General features: G+C 68.6%; 15 protein-coding genes and 1 pseudogene. 10 read left to right on the top strand and 6 right to left on the bottom strand.

All coding sequences use genetic code 11. The annotated features are described in order from the left end of the window. Window positions 1–128: 128 nt before the first annotated feature. Entirely contained in the window at window positions 129–1,667 is a 1,539-nt protein-coding gene (gene miaB / locus ACWD4G_RS31305; RefSeq protein WP_451299355.1) for a tRNA (N6-isopentenyl adenosine(37)-C2)-methylthiotransferase MiaB, read from the bottom strand. 430 nt (window positions 1,668–2,097) lie between these two features. Beyond that, window positions 2,098–2,238, bottom strand: coding sequence for a hypothetical protein (locus ACWD4G_RS31300; RefSeq protein ID WP_451299353.1), 141 nt, complete (start codon window positions 2,236–2,238; stop codon window positions 2,098–2,100). On the opposite strand from ACWD4G_RS31300, the pseudogene ACWD4G_RS31295 reads away from it, so the two are divergent. The 4 genes and pseudogenes from ACWD4G_RS31295 to ACWD4G_RS31280 form a co-directional block, all read left to right on the top strand. Beyond that, window positions 2,219–2,692 (top strand): annotated as a pseudogene (locus ACWD4G_RS31295) (glycosyltransferase); the annotation flags it as partial. The gene ACWD4G_RS31300 and the pseudogene ACWD4G_RS31295 overlap by 20 nt on opposite strands. Before the next feature lie 202 nt (window positions 2,693–2,894). Then, window positions 2,895–3,719, top strand: coding sequence for a sugar phosphate nucleotidyltransferase (locus ACWD4G_RS31290; protein WP_451299351.1), 825 nt, complete (start codon window positions 2,895–2,897; stop codon window positions 3,717–3,719). A gap of 125 nt (window positions 3,720–3,844) precedes the next feature. Next, window positions 3,845–4,156: a hypothetical protein gene (locus tag ACWD4G_RS31285; protein ID WP_451299349.1), complete on the top strand. Its 312-nt coding sequence runs from the start codon at window positions 3,845–3,847 to the stop codon at window positions 4,154–4,156. A gap of 381 nt (window positions 4,157–4,537) precedes the next feature. After that, window positions 4,538–6,046, top strand: a complete 1,509-nt coding sequence (locus tag ACWD4G_RS31280) for a flavin-containing monooxygenase (protein WP_451299347.1) — start codon at window positions 4,538–4,540, stop codon at window positions 6,044–6,046. A 35-nt stretch (window positions 6,047–6,081) separates the two neighbouring features. On the opposite strand, the gene ACWD4G_RS31275 is transcribed toward ACWD4G_RS31280, so the two are convergent. Next, window positions 6,082–6,456 (bottom strand): VOC family protein, encoded by a 375-nt coding sequence (locus ACWD4G_RS31275; RefSeq protein WP_451299345.1) that lies wholly within the window; start codon window positions 6,454–6,456, stop codon window positions 6,082–6,084. Window positions 6,457–6,590: 134 nt separating this feature from the next. Further along, window positions 6,591–6,986 (bottom strand): pyrophosphohydrolase domain-containing protein, encoded by a 396-nt coding sequence (locus ACWD4G_RS31270; protein ID WP_451299343.1) that lies wholly within the window; start codon window positions 6,984–6,986, stop codon window positions 6,591–6,593. 239 nt (window positions 6,987–7,225) lie between these two features. Between ACWD4G_RS31270 and ACWD4G_RS31265 the strand changes: the two genes are divergently transcribed. Together ACWD4G_RS31265 and ACWD4G_RS31260 are read left to right on the top strand one after the other, a co-directional pair. Then, window positions 7,226–8,392, top strand: coding sequence for a peptidoglycan recognition protein family protein (locus ACWD4G_RS31265; RefSeq protein WP_451299341.1), 1,167 nt, complete (start codon window positions 7,226–7,228; stop codon window positions 8,390–8,392). Between the two features lie 152 nt (window positions 8,393–8,544). After that, a complete protein-coding gene (locus tag ACWD4G_RS31260) occupies window positions 8,545–9,540 on the top strand; it encodes a TAXI family TRAP transporter solute-binding subunit (protein WP_451299339.1) in 996 nt (331 codons plus the stop codon). Window positions 9,541–9,630: 90 nt separating this feature from the next. On the opposite strand, the gene ACWD4G_RS31255 is transcribed toward ACWD4G_RS31260, so the two are convergent. Together ACWD4G_RS31255 and ACWD4G_RS31250 are read right to left on the bottom strand one after the other, a co-directional pair. Further along, window positions 9,631–11,043, bottom strand: coding sequence for an ATP-binding protein (locus tag ACWD4G_RS31255; protein ID WP_451299337.1), 1,413 nt, complete (start codon window positions 11,041–11,043; stop codon window positions 9,631–9,633). Between the two features lie 9 nt (window positions 11,044–11,052). Beyond that, window positions 11,053–11,739 carry a response regulator transcription factor gene (locus ACWD4G_RS31250; RefSeq protein WP_451299336.1) on the bottom strand — a complete coding sequence of 229 codons (687 nt, stop codon included), beginning with the start codon at window positions 11,737–11,739 and terminating at the stop codon, window positions 11,053–11,055. A gap of 448 nt (window positions 11,740–12,187) precedes the next feature. On the opposite strand from ACWD4G_RS31250, the gene ACWD4G_RS31245 reads away from it, so the two are divergent. The 4 genes from ACWD4G_RS31245 to ACWD4G_RS31230 all read left to right on the top strand — a co-directional run bounded on the left by ACWD4G_RS31245 (window position 12,188) and on the right by ACWD4G_RS31230 (window position 15,618). Next, the gene (locus tag ACWD4G_RS31245) at window positions 12,188–12,964 is read left to right on the top strand and encodes an amino acid ABC transporter ATP-binding protein (RefSeq protein WP_451299334.1); all 777 of its coding nucleotides are present in this window, start codon (window positions 12,188–12,190) and stop codon (window positions 12,962–12,964) included. An 81-nt stretch (window positions 12,965–13,045) separates the two neighbouring features. Continuing rightward, window positions 13,046–13,894 (top strand): glutamate ABC transporter substrate-binding protein, encoded by an 849-nt coding sequence (locus ACWD4G_RS31240; protein ID WP_451299332.1) that lies wholly within the window; start codon window positions 13,046–13,048, stop codon window positions 13,892–13,894. Window positions 13,895–14,020: 126 nt separating this feature from the next. Continuing rightward, entirely contained in the window at window positions 14,021–14,698 is a 678-nt protein-coding gene (locus tag ACWD4G_RS31235; protein ID WP_451299330.1) for an amino acid ABC transporter permease, read from the top strand. Further along, complete coding sequence (locus tag ACWD4G_RS31230; RefSeq protein WP_451299328.1) at window positions 14,695–15,618, top strand: amino acid ABC transporter permease; 924 nt, start codon at window positions 14,695–14,697, stop codon at window positions 15,616–15,618. Before ACWD4G_RS31235 ends, ACWD4G_RS31230 begins: the two co-directional genes overlap by 4 nt. Window positions 15,619–15,698 lie beyond the last annotated feature (80 nt).

The raw sequence follows: 15,698 nt of genomic DNA, 5'->3' as shown, positions 1-15,698 counted from the left end.
GCAGGGTAATCCCACCGGGCCGGGCCCTGGGTAACGTTCCCGCTCGGCTCCCGGGCGGGTGCCATCCACGGAACCGTGCCGGATGCCGTCACACGACCGTGCGTCTCCGGCAGCGGTAGCCGGGGGCGTCAGTGACCGCCGCAGCCACCCGTGGCCACGGGCAGCGGCTCCGGGGCGCCGACCTTGGGCAGACCCAGCATCACACCCGCCGACTTCTCCTCCGGAGCTGTGTTCTCGACATTTCGCTTCTCCCAGGCGTCGCCCGCGCGGGTGCGGCGTACGTCGAGGACGGCGCCCTCGGCGAGGAGGTGGTGGGGGGCGGCGTAGGTGATCTCGACGGTGACGACGTCGCCGGGGCGGACCTCCTGTTCCGGCTTGGTGAAGTGGACCAGGCGGTTGTCGGGGGCGCGGCCGGAGAGGCGGCGGGTGGCGCCGTCCTTGCGGCCCTCGCCCTCGGCGACCATCAGTTCGAGGGTGCGGCCCACCTGCTTCTTGTTCTCCTCCCAGGAGATCTCCTCCTGGAGGGCGACGAGGCGCTCGTAGCGGGCCTGGACGACGTGCTTGGGGATCTGGTGGTCCATGGTCGCGGCCGGGGTGCCGGGGCGCTTGGAGTACTGGAAGGTGAAGGCGTTCGTGAAGCGGGCCTCGCGGACCACGTGCATGGTCTGCTCGAAGTCCTCGTCGGTCTCGCCGGGGAAGCCCACGATGATGTCGGTCGAGATCGCGGCGTCCGGCATCGCGGCACGGACCCTCTCGATGATCCCCAGGTAGCGGTCCTGGCGGTAGCTGCGGCGCATCGCTTTGAGGACCGTGTCCGAGCCGGACTGGAGCGGCATGTGGAGCTGCGGCATCACATTCGGCGTCTCGGCCATGGCGGCGATGACGTCGTCGGTGAAGTCGCGGGGGTGGGGAGACGTGAAGCGCACGCGCTCCAGGCCCTCGATCCCGCCGCAGGCCCGCAGCAGCTTGCCGAACGCCTGGCGGTCGCCGATGTCGCTGCCGTAGGCGTTGACGTTCTGGCCGAGCAGGGTGATCTCGGAGACGCCCTCGCCGACGAGGGCCTCGATCTCGGCGAGGATGTCGCCCGTGCGGCGGTCCTTCTCCTTGCCGCGCAGCGCCGGGACGATGCAGAACGTGCAGGTGTTGTTGCAGCCGACGGAGATGGAGACCCAGGCGGCGTAGGCGCTCTCGCGGCGGGTCGGCAGCGTGGAGGGGAATGCCTCCAGGGACTCGGCGATCTCGACCTGGGCCTCGTCCTGGACGCGGGCGCGCTCCAGCAGGACGGGCAGCTTGCCGATGTTGTGCGTGCCGAAGACCACGTCCACCCAGGGCGCCTTCTTCACGATGGTGTCGCGGTCCTTCTGGGCCAGACAGCCGCCGACCGCGATCTGCATACCGGGGCGACCCGCCTTGATGGGGGCGAGCCGGCCGAGGTTGCCGTAGAGGCGGTTGTCGGCGTTCTCGCGTACGGCGCAGGTGTTGAACACGACGACGTCGGCGTTCCCCTCGCCGCCGCCCTCGGGCGCGCGCACATATCCGGCCTCCTCCAGGAGCCCGGACAGGCGTTCGGAGTCGTGAACGTTCATTTGACACCCATAGGTGCGTACTTCGTATGTCTTGGATGATCGAACGTCCACTGCCGGGCTCCGGTCGCTGCTGCTGGTCATGGGCCAAGGGTAGGCCGTCCAGGGAAATGCGCCGCCCCGTGCGGTTCCGGGGACGCGGAGCCGCCGACCGGCGGCCGGCTCACCGCCGACATGCCTCAGCAGCTGCTCCCTTTCCGCGGCCTGAGGTCGGCAGCGGACTGGCTGCCGTCGTTGCCCGTGATGGGGAGCGTGACCGGGTTGGTGCCGACGGACAGGTACTCAAGCCGGTCGCCAGAGCTTGGGCCTTGGCAGCACAGTCGCACGCGGAACCGGCACCGTAGCCGCGGCCCGCGACGATGGCCGTGTACGTGTGGCCGCCCGGACCCGGCCGCCCGTCGAGCAGCAGGTTGGTGACCTCCGGGTCGGTGAAGGCGCCGCGCAGCGATGACCTCGTGGTTGCTGCGGCGGGTGGAGTACTTGTTCAGGTCGCGGCGGGGGACGCCCCGCTCGGTCAACCGGTGGTCGGCCACTCTGGGGGGATGTGGTCGGCGATTCGGGCGGCCACCACGCGCCGTGCGTCCAAGCGGAATCCGTCGATCGTGTAGGCGTACGGCAGATGCGAGTGGAAGGCGATGTGCAGGGGACCGGCCATCTCCCGCGTGGCGACTCACGACTGCGGCCCCAGGGACCGCTTCCCGGAGTCCACGTCCAGGGTCCGCCGCGTCACCTCCCGTATGTCCGAGCGTGTGAGCCTGATCGTCTGGGGCGGGTTCCCCGGTGAGCACGAGGGGGTCCATCCCGTCGAGTTGGCGCGCGAACTCGGGGTGGACGACCGCGTGTACTTCTGCGGCTGGCGCGGACACGACGATCTCGCCGAGGCTCTGCCCGCAGTCGACGCGCTCGTCGTTCCCCCGGTCAACGAGTCCTTCGGGCTGATGTACCTAGAGGCGATGGCCAGCGATGTGCCGGTGGCGGCCACCCGCACCGGCGGGCCCGTGGACTTCGTGGTCGACCACGGCGATTCGGCCAACGGTTGGCTTGTCCCGCCGGATGACGACGCCGTGCTTGAAGCTCATCTGGTGGAGATCATCGGGGACGGGGCGGAGCGCCGACGCCGGGGGCGAACGCCCTGCGCCGAGCCGTCGACGGATTCTCGTGGCACTCCGTCGCACGGCGTTATCGTGATCCATTCGCCGAGGCGCGTGCCGAAGGCGGACGGCGCCCCGCATCGCCGGATGCGCGGCTCGGACCGTCCGATGGCCTGGCCCTGCCCGACGCCCCCGGAGTCACGACACAAGGAGTTCGCCTGTGACCACCATTCGCAAGGCCGTTATCGCCGCCGCAGGACTGGGTACGCGCATGTTCCCGATCACGAAGGTGATCGAGAAGGCGATGCTGCCGATCGGCCGCCGGCCGACGATCGACTACATCGTGCGCGAGTGCGCTTCCGCCGGGGTGGAAGAGATCGCGATCGTGGTACGCAAGGGCAGCACGCAGATCCAGCGGTACTACGGCGACGACAGCGAGCTGCGCGCCCTGCTGAGCCGGCGCGGATGGGCGGAGAAGGCGCGCGCGCTCGACGAGATCGGCTCAGTCCCGTCGATCACCTACATCGAGCAGTCCCTGGAGGACAGCTATGGCACCGCCCTGCCGGTGATGCTCGCGAAGGACTTCATCGCCGGGGACAGTTTCTTCTTCCTCTCCAGCGACGACCTTCTCGTGGACGAGCCGGGCCGGTCCACCCTGGCGGAACTGGGGCGCGACGCCGAAGGCGGGTACGCGCTTGTGGGCCAGCCCGTGGCCAAGACGTCCCTGGAGCGTTACGGCCGCCTCCGTACGACCGAGACCGACGGACGGCTGTTGCTGACCGATCTCATCGAGAAGGACAGCAGCCTCCTCGACGGCGACCAGGCTCTGATCAACATCAGCAGGTACGCCTTCCCCGCCGGCTACCTCTCGGTTCTCGCCGCGGTGGCCGAGCACGAGGAGTCGGGGGAATACCGACTCACCGACGGGCTGCTGGAAGTCGTCCGTTCTCAGCCGGTCACCGTGACCGTCAGCCGCTGCAGCTACTACGACCTCGGCAGCGCACAGGGTCTGGCCGAAGCCTCCCAGCGGGTCGTCGGCGACTAGCACTTCACGGACAGCACGCCACCCATTCAAGGTGCCATCGTGGATACACCGGTTGAGACCAATCTGGCCCTGCTCACGCTCGTCCTCGGGGCTGCGGCCGCTACGCCATCATCGGCCTGCCCGACGTGCTTGCGATCAGCCGGTCCTGGCTCACGGCTCACCTCAGCCCGGAGCAGCTCGCCAAGGTCGAGTTCGTCGACGCCATGGACACCGACGCGCTGGCCTCGTTCGCCGGCACCAAGGCGGATGTCGTCGTGTCGACGTTCGCGTTGACCGGGATGCCCGGCGCCATGCGTCGGTGGTACGCGGCTTTCGTGCAGAGCAAGGCCGAAGCTTTCTACGTCGTCGGGCAGCGCACCTTCAAGGGCGCAATGTGGGCCGGACCGGCTGCAAAGCCCACCCGACCGAAATGTGCGGGCCGGACACTCCACACGTGATCACAAACGTGGCTACGCCACGCCCCCTGCGCACACCGCCGAAAACGCCGTGTCGGGCGACAGGCCTCGGGCCGGTCATCGCGCCTCGCACACCAGCTTGGACCGCGTCGCTCGCACCGCGTCCCGAACCCGTTCCGGGTTGCCCCGAACAAATGAAGAAGTGAAAGTGCCGACCCGTAGGTGCGGATTTCACAACTCTTGGGTGCGGGAACGTCCACTGCGAGGCTCCGGTCGCTGCCACTGGTCATGAATGTCGCTGCCGCTGGTCATGAATCACGGGTAGGCGGTCTCCTCGGCACCCCGTCCCCGGTGTCCGGAGGCCGGCGTGCGTGCGGATCATTGGTGGAGACGCCCGCCGGTGACGGACCCTGGAGCCTCGACATGAACGACGCAGCCTCTGCCCCACCGCTCGACGAGGTGGATGTACTGATCGTCGGCGCGGGCATCTCCGGCCTCGGTGCCGCGTACCATCTGCGGCGCGATCTGCCGGGGAGGACCTACGCCGTGGTCGAGGCGCGCGACGCCATCGGCGGCACCTGGGATCTGCACCGCTACCCCGGCATTCGGTCGGACTCCGACCTGTACACGTTCGGCTACGAGTTCAAGCCCTGGAAGGGCGACGCGATCGCCACGGCCGACGCCATCCTCGCCTATCTGCGTGAGGTCGCGACCGAGAACGGCATCCACGACCACATCCGCTTCCGCACGAAGGTCGTCGCCGCGTCCTGGAGCACCGCCGAGGCGCGATGGACCGTCGACGTCGAGAACACCGCGACCGGCGAACGGGGCCGGATCAGGTGCGCCTGGCTGTTCTGCGCCACCGGCTACTACCGCTACGACCGGGGTTACGTTCCCGACTTCCCGGGCCGTGAGCGGTTCGAGCGGGCCGGTGGGCTCGTGGTCCACCCTCAGCACTGGCCGGAGGACCTCGACCACACCGGCAAGCGTGTCGTCGTCATCGGCAGCGGCGCGACCGCGGTCACCCTCGTGCCCGCGCTGTCCGGCCGCGCCCGCCACGTGACCATGCTGCAGCGCTCGCCCGGCTATGTCGTGCCGCTGGCGGCGAAGGACCGGATCGCGGCGGTCCTGTACAAGGTGCTTCCGGACCGGCGTGCCCATGCGATCATCCGCAGGAAGAATGTGCTGGTGCAACGCGCGGTCTGGCGATCGTGCCAGCGGTACCCGAAGGCGACGCGGCGGCTGATCCGCCGCACGAACGCCAGGAGACTGCCGGCCGGCTATCCGGTCGACGAGCACTTCAACCCGCGTTACGACCCGTGGGACCAGCGGCTGTGCATGGTTCCGGACGGCGACCTGTTCCGGGCCATCTCCTCGGGCCGGGCCTCGGTGGTGACCGACACCATCGAGACGTTCACCGCGAAGGGCATCCTACTCACCAGCGGAAAGCGTCTGGAGGCGGATGTCGTCGTGACGGCGACCGGCCTGAATCTGCAGTTGCTCGGCGGTATCGACCTCACCGTGGACGGCACCCCGGTCGACCTGTCCGAGAAGGTCGCGTTCAAGGGCATGATGCTCACCGATGTGCCGAACTTCGCGTTCTCCATCGGCTACACCAACTCGTCCTGGACGCTCAAGGTCGGCCTCCTGTGTGAGCACTTCGCCCGCTTGCTCGCGCACATGGACGCTTACGGGTACGACAGCTGTCACCCGGCCCTGCCGCCCGGCATGGAGACCCGGCCGTTGCTCGACTTCGAAGCCGGCTACGTCCTGCGTGCCCTGGACCGGCTGCCCAAGCAGGGCCCCGGCTTCCCGTGGCTCATGTCCCGGGACTACCTGGCCGACGTCAAGCTGCTGCGGCACGGGCCGGTCGCCGACCCCAACCTCCGCTTCGCGACGAACGCGGTACGACCGGCGAAGGCGTCGGCATGACCATCGGCGCCGCCCGCGCGTGGGGTGGGGTGGGCCTACATCGACCCCTGGACGACGGAGAGCACATTGCCGGCGGGGTCCGTGAACCAGGCGATCAGTGGGCCCTCACCTCGGAAGATGCCCTTCTCGTCGGTCTCGAACTGGTCGTACCGCTCGAAGGCCACGCCCTTGCGGGTCAGCTCGTCGACAGCCGCTTCGATGTCGTCTACGGGGAAGTTGAGGATGGTGAACGTCGCCGGGGTGTGGTCGGCCTTGGGGTAGACCATGATGTCCCGGTCCCCCGCGATGTGCAGGGCCAGGTAACCGTCCTCGTCGGACACCCGCAGCCCGAGTGTCTCGCCGTAGAACGTCCTCGCCGCGTCGAGGTCGTCCACCGAGAAGCCGCTGAACGCCTTCGTCGTACCGAACATGATCGCCTCCATGGGGATGCTTCCGGTTCCGGAAATGCGTCTACGACCAGTCTGGGCACGCGGGCAGGTCACGACCACGCGGGCAGGTCACGACCATGCGGGCCAGGCACGACAAGGGCGGTCCCGGCCGCCCCTCACCCCGTCCAGCCCTGCTCCCGCAGCACGCCGGCGATGTCCGGTGCCCGGTAGTGCTCCCCCTTGAGCACCTTGCCGTCGGCGCGGCGGGCGACGCGGCCTTCGGGGCCCAGCTTGGTCATGTTGGAGCGGTGGATCTCGGCGATCACGGCGTCGAGGTCGATGCCGTGGACCAGGGCGGTGCCGTACGCCACGTACACGACATCGGCCAGTTCGTGCGCCAGCCGGTCGAGCGGGCCCTCGATGGACACCTCGGCCACCTCCGCGGCCTCCTCCGCCAGCAACTCGCCCCGGTGGGCCGCCAGCTCGGGTGAGACCTCGGTGGGCGCGGTACGGGTGTCGAGCCCGAAGGCGTGGTGGAACTCGCGGACCAGACGGGCGGGAGAGGAACTCATCCGACGAGCCTATCGACCCACCGTCCCGCCCCTCCTCCCATCGACCCACTGCCCCACCCCTCCTCCCGTCGCTTCACTGCCCCGTCCCTCCTCCCACCACCCCGGCGCCCGCAAATCCCTCTGCGGCCTGGGCTTCTGATGCCTCATCAGTAGCAGGGGGGTGGTGCGGGCCACAGTGACCACGCTCCGTACGCTTCTTTGAGTCTTCAAGAACAACCCCGAACGATTGAGGACCGACAGTGAGCGTTCCCCCCACCCCTGCCCCCACTCCCACGCACCGCGCCAAGTCCCGGATGACCCGGCGAACGGTGCTCGGCGCCGCCGGCGCGGTCGCGGCGGGTGCCGTGATCACACCGACCGTGATGGCGACGACCGGCGACTCCGAGCCGACCTCGGCCGATTCCAACGGCTCGAACGGCTCGAACGGCACCGAGGCCGGTACGACGACCGAGACCTTCCCGAAGACCCGCAGCGAGGCCGCCACCGGTGAGACACCCGTCGAGACCGCCTTCCCGATCGCCTATGTGGGTGTCCGCTGGGGCGGCACCGACGGGACCGCCGGCGGCGGTATCCGACTGAAGGGCACCGACGGCGAGCAGGGCGCGTGGAAGGCGTTCGGCGAGGGCGACTGCTCGGTGGCCAACGGCGGCGGTCTGCTGATCGCGGCCGACCAGGCCTCCGGCTACGAACTCAAGGCACCCGACGGCGCCACCGGGCTGCGTTCGCTGGCGCTCGACACCTTGCACGGGCCCGGCCGCGACTTCGACGTGCCGTCCGACCCGACCCGGGTGCGGGGCGTCCAGTACCTCTCGCGGGCCGCGTGGGGCGCCGACGAGAAGCTCCGCTTCAAGGCGGACGGGACGGAGAACACGCCGACCGCGTACTACCCGTTCCAGACGATCACCGTGCACCACACCGCGGGCATCAACAACGACCCCGACCCGGCCGCCACGGTCCGCGCGATCTACCAGATGCACGCGATCACCAACGACTGGGGCGACATCGGCTACCACTTCCTCATCGACGAGCAGGGCCGTATCTACGAGGGCCGCTACTCCGGTGACGACGGGCTGCCCGCCCACGACGCCGAGGGCAAGGTGGTGACCGCCTTCCACGTCGGCGGCTTCAACTCCGGCAACCTCGGTATCGCGCTCCTCGGCAACCTCACCGAGCAGGCGCCGACGGAGGCCGCCCAGAGGGCGCTGACCCGTCTGGTGCGCGTCCTGGTCCGGCTGCACGGGGTCGACCCGCAGGCCCGTGTGACGTACACGAACCCGGTCAACGGCACGCAGAAGGAGGTCTCGGAGATCAGCGGTCACCGGGACTGGATGGCCACGGAGTGCCCCGGCGAGATCATGTACGCCGAGCTGGACCGCCTCCGCGAGACGGTGTCGAACGGCCGCTGACCGTTCCCCACGCACCGGTGCCGGGCCCCTGGACGACGGGCCCGGCACCGTGCACCGCCGCGCCGGCACCGCTCATCACCCCAGTGTTACGAGCCGGCACCGGATGGCCCCGGTCCTTTCGGCGGGTCCGGTGAACTGGCAGGATCTCGCGCATGGTCCAGGTACTCCCCCGCGTCGGCGGGCGTCGCGCGCTGCTCGGCTCGGCGGCCGCGCTGGTGGTCCTAGGGCTGCTGGCGTGGTGGCTGTGGCCCAGCCAGGAGCCCCCGAGCGGGACGATCACCCTCAGCACGGGACCCGACCGGGGCGTCTACCAGGCGTACGGCACCCGTCTGAAGAACGCGGTCGGCGAGGACATGCCCCGCCTGACGATCGATCTGGACGAGAGCAAGGGCTCCCAGATGAACGTCCAGCGCGTCGCCACCGGAGAGGCCGACTTCGCCATCGCCGCGGCCGACGCCGTGCAGACGTACCTCGACGAGGAACGGCCCGGTGCCGACAAGCTGCGCGGCCTCGCACGGCTGTACGACGACTATGTGCAGGTGGTCGTCCCCTTCACCTCGTCCATCCAGAGCATCGCGGATCTGAAGGGCAAGCGGGTGGCCGTGGGGCCCGAGGGCTCCGGCGTACGGCTGATAGCCGGGCGGGTCCTGGCGGCGGACGGGGTGGACATCGACAAGGACATCGACGCACGGCCCGACACCATCGGCACCAGCCCCGACGCGCTCCGCGACGGAAGCATCGACGCCTTCTTCTGGTCGGGCGGCCTGCCCACCAAGGGGCTGAGCGATCTGGCGGACACGGGCTACGAGTTCCGGTTCATCCCGATCGACGGCGACCTCGTGGCGCAACTGCACGACGAGGACGACTCGTTCATCCACTACCGGGCCTCCGTGATGCCCGCCGACGCCTACCCGGACGTCGCGGGCTCCTCCGTGCCCACCATCGCCGTGGCGAACCTGCTCATCACCCGCGCCGACATGGACCCCCGGCTGACGGAGTGGCTGACCCGCACGGTCATCAAGAGCCGGGACAACATCGGCCAGGAGGTACACGCGGCCCAGCTGGTGGACCTGCGCACCGCGATCTACACCGACCCCCTGCTGCTGCAGAAGGGCGCCAAGCGGTACTACCAGTCGGTCAAGCCGTAGGAGCGGGCTCACGGGCCCTGCGTGGCCGCCGGCCGCCCTCTCAGCCCATCGGAAGCCCCATCGCCCCATCCGGGCCCGGCCCCGCGGAACTCAGCCCAGCGGGCGTGCCCTGGGCACCGTCACCGTCACCTTCAGGCCGTGGGGCTCGTGGTGGGCGTACGCGATGGCGCCGCCGCCGGAGGCGATGAGGGCCCGGGAGATGGAGAGGCCGAGGCCCGAGCCCTTGATGTTCTGGTGGGCGGTGCTACGCCAGAAGCGGTCGCCGACGCGCTCCAGTTCCTCGTCGCTGAGGCCGGGCCCGCCGTCGGTGACGACGACCGTGGAGGACTGTCCGTTGGAGGCGACCTTGACCTCGACGGTCTCCCCGGCGGGCGTGAACTTCAGGGCGTTGTCGATGATCGCGTCGAGGGCGCTGGAGAGGGCGACCGGGTCGGCCCAGGCGGTGGTGGCCGGGCAGTCGCCGACCAGTCGTACGCCCTTGTCGTCGGCGACGGGCGACCAGGAGGCGACGCGTTCGGCGGTCAGTTCGCCGACGTCGGTGATCCTCAGGTCGGCCTCGGCGTGCTCGGCGAGCGCGAGGTCGAGGAGGTCGTCGAGGACCTGGGCGAGCCGCTTGCCCTCGGTGCGTACGGAGGCGATCTCCTCGTTGTCCTCGGGGAGTTCGAGGGCGAGGAGGTCGATGCGCAGCAGCAACGCGGCGAGCGGGTTGCGCAGTTGGTGCGAGGCGTCGGCGACGAAGGCACGCTGCTGTTCGAGCACGTCCTCGACGTTGTCGGCCATCTCGTTGAACGACCGTGCCAGCCGCCGGAGTTCGGGCGGTCCGCTGGCCACTGCGACCCGGGACTTCAGACGTCCGGAGGCGATGGAGTGGGTGGTGGCGTCGAGGACGCGTACGGGCTTGAGGACCCAGCCGGTCAGCTGGAGCGCGGCGCCCACGGCGAGGAGCATCGCGGCGAACTCACCCGCGGCGATCACCAGCCAGCCGCGCAGGATCTTGGAGCGCATCTGCCCGGTGGGCGAGTCGGTGACGACGACGGCGACGACATCACCGTCGCGGATGACCGGGGAGGCGACGACGAGCCGGCCGTTCTGCCAGGGCCACACCTGTTCGGGATCGTGCGGGCGGCGACCGAGCAGCGCCTCGTCGAAGGCAGCGAGGCCCTCGCCCTCCAGGGGCACGCCCCAGTCGTAGGGGGCCCTGGCCATGGGCGGCTGCTCCTCGGCGCGGTAGAAGACACCGGCCTTGATGCCGTACACCCGGAAGTACTGGTCGAGTTCGCGCTGGAGGGTCTCCTGGCGGCCGTCGGTGGAAGTGTCCGTACGGGAGTTGGGCGGGTCGGTGACGAACTGGGCGAGGGCCGCGAAGCGCGCCGTGTCGTCGATGCGGTCGACGACCACCTCCTGCTGTCGCGCCGCCGCGAGGCTCACCGCCAGCGGGATGCCGAGTGCCAGCAGCACGGCGGCCATCAGGACGATGAGCAGCGGAAGGAGACGAGTGCGCACGCCGGAACGCTACGGTGTCGGGGCCACCAGCCGGTAGCCGACCCCTCGCACCGTCTCGATCAGGGCGGGCATGCGCAGCTTGGACCGCAGGGAGGCGACATGGACTTCGAGGGTGCGCCCGGTCCCCTCCCAGCTGGTGCGCCACACCTCGCTGATGATCTGCTCCCGGCGGAAGACCACACCGGGCCGCTGGGCCAGCAGCGCGAGCAGATCGAACTCCTTGCGGGTCAGCTGGACGACCGTGCCGTCGACGCTGACCTGGCGGGTGGGCAGTTCGATGAGCACGGGCCCGAGGCGCAGTCCCGGCTCGCCGGGTGCGGTGGCCTCGTCGGGACCTCGGCGCCGGGCCACGGCGTGGATACGGGCGAGCAGTTCGCCGGTGTCGTACGGCTTGACCACGTAGTCGTCGGCGCCGAGGTTGAGGCCGTGGATGCGTGATCGCACGTCGGAGCGGGCGGTGACCATGATCACCGGGATGCTGGTGCGTTTGCGGATCTTGCCGCAGACCTCGTAGCCGTCCTGGTCGGGCAGGCCGAGGTCGAGCAGGACGACGCCGAAGCCGGCGCCCTCGGGGACGAGCGCCTGGAGGGCCTCCTCACCGCTGCGGGCATGTGTGACGTCGAAGCCGTGCCTGGTCAGGACCGCCGACAGGGCGGCCGCGACATGGTTGTCGTCCTCGACGAGGAGAAGCCTCATTCCGGCCCCCTCCGGTTCACTCGTTCGTACGTTCGGTCATTCATGGTGGCGCATGTGCCGGGCGGACGCCCATGGACCGGGCACATTGCCCGAAGGTCAGGCGATCGCCCGAGGGTCAGACGTACATCAGACGCCAGGCGTACATCAGACGCCAGGCGCCGGTGGACGTGCATCGGCCCCATCGGTCTTGCCCACGGCCATATCCACGGCACCTGCATGCGCGGTCTGCCCCTTGGAGTCACACTGATGAGTGAGGACGCCGTCAAGGCCGTACAGGTTCCCCGAGGGTTCCGTTACGCAGCCGGTACGCACCCCCGCGCAGCCATTACGTGCGGTGTTCGCCCGGCTACCAGATCGTTATGCTCAATTCTCGCTCAGATGTAATGACGCTGGTCGTCGGCGGTCACTACTGTCCTCCCGAAACCGAGGAGGACGGAGCCAGAAAGCGATGACCGAAGTTTCGGTGGCCAAGGACGCCGTGGCCGCGACCGATGATCTGGTCGTCCTGAAGAACGTCAACAAGCACTTCGGCGCGTTGCACGTACTCCAGGACATCGATCTGACCATCGCCAGGGGTGAGGTCGTCGTGGTGATCGGGCCCTCCGGGTCCGGCAAGTCCACCCTGTGCCGCACCATCAACAGGCTGGAGTCGATCGACTCCGGCGACATCCTGATCGACGGCAAGCCGCTTCCCGCCGAGGGCAAGGCGCTCGCGCGACTGCGGGCCGATGTCGGCATGGTGTTCCAGTCGTTCAATCTCTTCGCACACAAGACGGTGCTGGAGAACGTGATGCTGGGACAGATCAAGGTCCGCAAGGCCGACAAGAAGAAGGCCGAGGAGAAGGCCCGGAACCTGCTGGACCGGGTCGGCGTGGGCACCCAGGCGGACAAGTACCCCGCGCAGCTCTCGGGTGGTCAGCAGCAGCGTGTCGCGATCGCGCGGGCGCTGGCGATGGACCCGAAGGTCATGCTCTTCGACGAGCCGACCTCGGCCCTCGACCCCGAGATGATCAACGAGGTCCTGGAGGTCATGCAGCAGCTCGCCCGGGACGGCATGACCATGGTCGTGGTCACCCACGAGATGGGCTTCGCCCGTTCGGCGGCCAACCGGGTGGTCTTCATGGCGGACGGCCGCATCGTCGAAGAGGCTGTGCCGGACCAGTTCTTCAGCAATCCCCGCAGCGACCGGGCCAAGGACTTCCTCTCGAAGATCCTCCACCACTGACGACCGGCCGAGGCCGGCACCGGCCCATGGCACCCGCACCACGACGGTCCGCATCTCTTCATCAGCCAAAGGATGTTCACCATGAAGCTTCGCAAGGTCTCGGCCGCCGCGGCCACCGCTCTCGTCCTCGCCCTCACGGCCACTGCTTGTGGTGGTGACGACGGGAACGACAGCGGCTCGGACTCCGGTTCCAGCGGTGGCGGCAAGATCAAGGTCGGCATCAAGTACGACCAGCCCGGTCTCGGCCTGAAGGAGCCGGACGGCACCTTCTCCGGCTTCGACGTGGATGTGGCCACCTACGTGGCCAAGGAACTCGGTTACGAGGCCGACCAGATCGAGTTCATCGAAACCAAGAGCGCCGACCGTGAGAACGCGTTGGATCGCGGCGACGTCAAGTTCATCGCGGCCACCTACTCGATCAACGACGAGCGCGCGAAGCTGGTCGACTTCGCCGGTCCCTACCTGCTGGCCCACCAGGACCTGCTGGTCAAGACCGACGCGGACATCGCCAAGGGCGAAGACCTCAACGGCAAGAAGCTCTGCTCCGTGACCGGCTCCACCTCGGCGCAGAACGTCAAGGAGTCGATCGCTCCGAAGGCCCAGCTGAAGGAAAACGGCACCTACTCCGAGTGCATCGCCGGCCTGCAGAGCGGCGCTGTCGACGCCGTGACCACGGACGACTCGATCCTCGCCGGCTTCGCCTCCCAGGAGCAGTACAAGGGGCAGTTCAAGCTCGCGGGTCTGAAGCTCAGCAATGAGAACTACGGCATCGGTGTCAAGAAGGGCGACACTGCGACCGTGGACAAGATCAACGCCGCGCTGGAGAAGATGGTCAGCGACGGTTCCTGGGAGACCGCGGTCAAGGAGAACTTCGGCCCGGCCAACTACAAGAACGAGCCCGCCCCGAAGATCGGCGACATCGTCGAGTAGCGCGGGCATCCGCGACAAGCGCGGGTCATCAGGCGCGCCGCCGTCCGCCGCAAGGCGCGGTGCGGACGGCGGCGCGCCGCGCCTTCCACGTACGCACGTCACACACACCCGGAAGCGCGGGAGACAGTGTTCGACTTCCTTTCTAAATACGACGACCCGACCCTGTTGGGCGCCTTCTGGGTGACGATTCAGCTCACCCTGTTCTCAGCGATCGGCTCCCTGATCTGGGGAACCGTGCTGGCCGCCATGCGAGTAAGCCCCGTTCCCCTGATGCGCGGCTTCGGCACCGCCTATGTGAACATCGTGCGGAACATCCCCCTGACCGTCATCATCGTCTTCACCTCCCTCGGCCTCGCCGACATCTTCGGCATGACGATGGGCGCGCCGGACGACTTCGAGCTCCAGGGCTTCCGACTCGCCATTCTCGGCTTCGTCGCCTACACGGCGGCCTTCGTCTGCGAGGCGCTGCGTTCCGGCATCAACACCGTGCCCGTCGGCCAGGCCGAGGCCGCACGCGCCATCGGGCTGAGCTTCAGCCAAGTCCTGACGCTCATCGTGCTCCCCCAGGCGTTCCGCTCGGTCATCGGCCCTCTGGCCAACGTACTGATCGCACTGACCAAGAACACCACCGTGGCGGCGGCGATCGGTGTGGGAGAGGCCGCGCTCCTGATGAAGTCGATGATCGAGAAGGAGGCTCAGACCGTGCTCATCGCAGCCGTCTTCGCCTTCGGGTTCGTGGTACTGACCCTGCCCACCGGCCTGCTCCTCGGCTGGCTGAGCAAGCGACTGGCGGTGAAGCGATGAGTTCCGTTCTCTATGACGCCCCCGGCCCCAGGGCCAAACAGCGCAACGCGATCCTCACCGCGGTCTTCGTCGTGCTGCTCGCACTGCTCGTGTGGTGGGTCTGGAAGACGCTGGATGACAAGAAGCAGTTGGAGTGGAAGCTCTGGGAGCCGTTCACCACGTCCCAGGCGTGGACGACGTATCTGCTGCCGGGCCTCGCGGAGACGCTCAAGGCCGCAGGGCTGGCCATGGTGATCGCTCTTCCGCTGGGCGCACTGTTCGGTATCGCGCGCCTCTCCGACCACCGGTGGATCCGTATCCCGGCCGGTGCCGTGGTCGAGTTCTTCCGAGCGATCCCCGTACTGCTGTTGATGCTGTTCGCCTTCCAGTTCTACGTCCGCTCCACGAACCTCAGCAGCGATGTCCGGCCCCTCTACGCGGTCGTCACCGGCCTGGTGCTCTACAACGCCTCGGTCCTCGCCGAGGTCGTACGTGCCGGCATCCTCGCCCTTCCCAAGGGCCAGACGGAGGCCGCCAAGGCAATCGGCCTGCGCAAGGGCCAGACGATGAGCACCATCCTGCTGCCGCAGGCCGTCACCGTGATGCTGCCGGCCATCGTCAGCCAGCTCGTGGTCATCGTGAAGGACACCGCGCTCGGCGGCGTGATGCTGACCTTCCCCGAACTGCTCAACTCCCGCGGCACCTTGGCGGCCAACTACGCCAACGTCATCCCAAGCTTCGTCGTGGTGGCGATCATCTTCATCATCCTGAACTTCATCATTACCAGCTTCGCGAGCTGGCTGGAGGGACGGCTGAGGCGAGGCAAGAAGTCGACCGGCGCGGTGATTCCAGCAGCGGCGATCGGGGGCACGACGGCCACCGGCGGGGAAGGCGGCGGTGCGCCCGGCCTCCACACCTACGTCGAAAAGAAAGACATCTGACGATTAATCAGGTGACAACCGTCTTGGGTGTCCCTCAAATCAGTCCCCCGGAGGGGCAGTGGCGTGATCGCCACTGCCCC

This window comes from Streptomyces sp. NPDC002643 (genome assembly GCF_053592555.1).
The sequence above is the reverse complement of the archived record's forward strand: the minus strand, read 5'-3'. Positions and strand labels throughout refer to the sequence as shown.

What these genes read in the sequence shown, in the direction of transcription:
- miaB (WP_451299355.1), bottom strand. Translation starts at nt 1,667, where the DNA reads ATGACCAGCAGCAGCGACCGGAGCCCGGCAGTGGACGTTCGATCATCC.
- ACWD4G_RS31300 (WP_451299353.1), bottom strand. Translation starts at nt 2,238, where the DNA reads ATGGCCGGTCCCCTGCACATCGCCTTCCACTCGCATCTGCCGTACGCC.
- ACWD4G_RS31280 (WP_451299347.1), top strand. Translation starts at nt 4,538, where the DNA reads ATGAACGACGCAGCCTCTGCCCCACCGCTCGACGAGGTGGATGTACTG.
- ACWD4G_RS31275 (WP_451299345.1), bottom strand. Translation starts at nt 6,456, where the DNA reads ATGTTCGGTACGACGAAGGCGTTCAGCGGCTTCTCGGTGGACGACCTC.
- ACWD4G_RS31270 (WP_451299343.1), bottom strand. Translation starts at nt 6,986, where the DNA reads ATGAGTTCCTCTCCCGCCCGTCTGGTCCGCGAGTTCCACCACGCCTTC.
- ACWD4G_RS31260 (WP_451299339.1), top strand. Translation starts at nt 8,545, where the DNA reads ATGGTCCAGGTACTCCCCCGCGTCGGCGGGCGTCGCGCGCTGCTCGGC.
- ACWD4G_RS31250 (WP_451299336.1), bottom strand. Translation starts at nt 11,739, where the DNA reads ATGAGGCTTCTCCTCGTCGAGGACGACAACCATGTCGCGGCCGCCCTG.
- ACWD4G_RS31245 (WP_451299334.1), top strand. Translation starts at nt 12,188, where the DNA reads ATGACCGAAGTTTCGGTGGCCAAGGACGCCGTGGCCGCGACCGATGAT.
- ACWD4G_RS31240 (WP_451299332.1), top strand. Translation starts at nt 13,046, where the DNA reads ATGAAGCTTCGCAAGGTCTCGGCCGCCGCGGCCACCGCTCTCGTCCTC.
- ACWD4G_RS31230 (WP_451299328.1), top strand. Translation starts at nt 14,695, where the DNA reads ATGAGTTCCGTTCTCTATGACGCCCCCGGCCCCAGGGCCAAACAGCGC.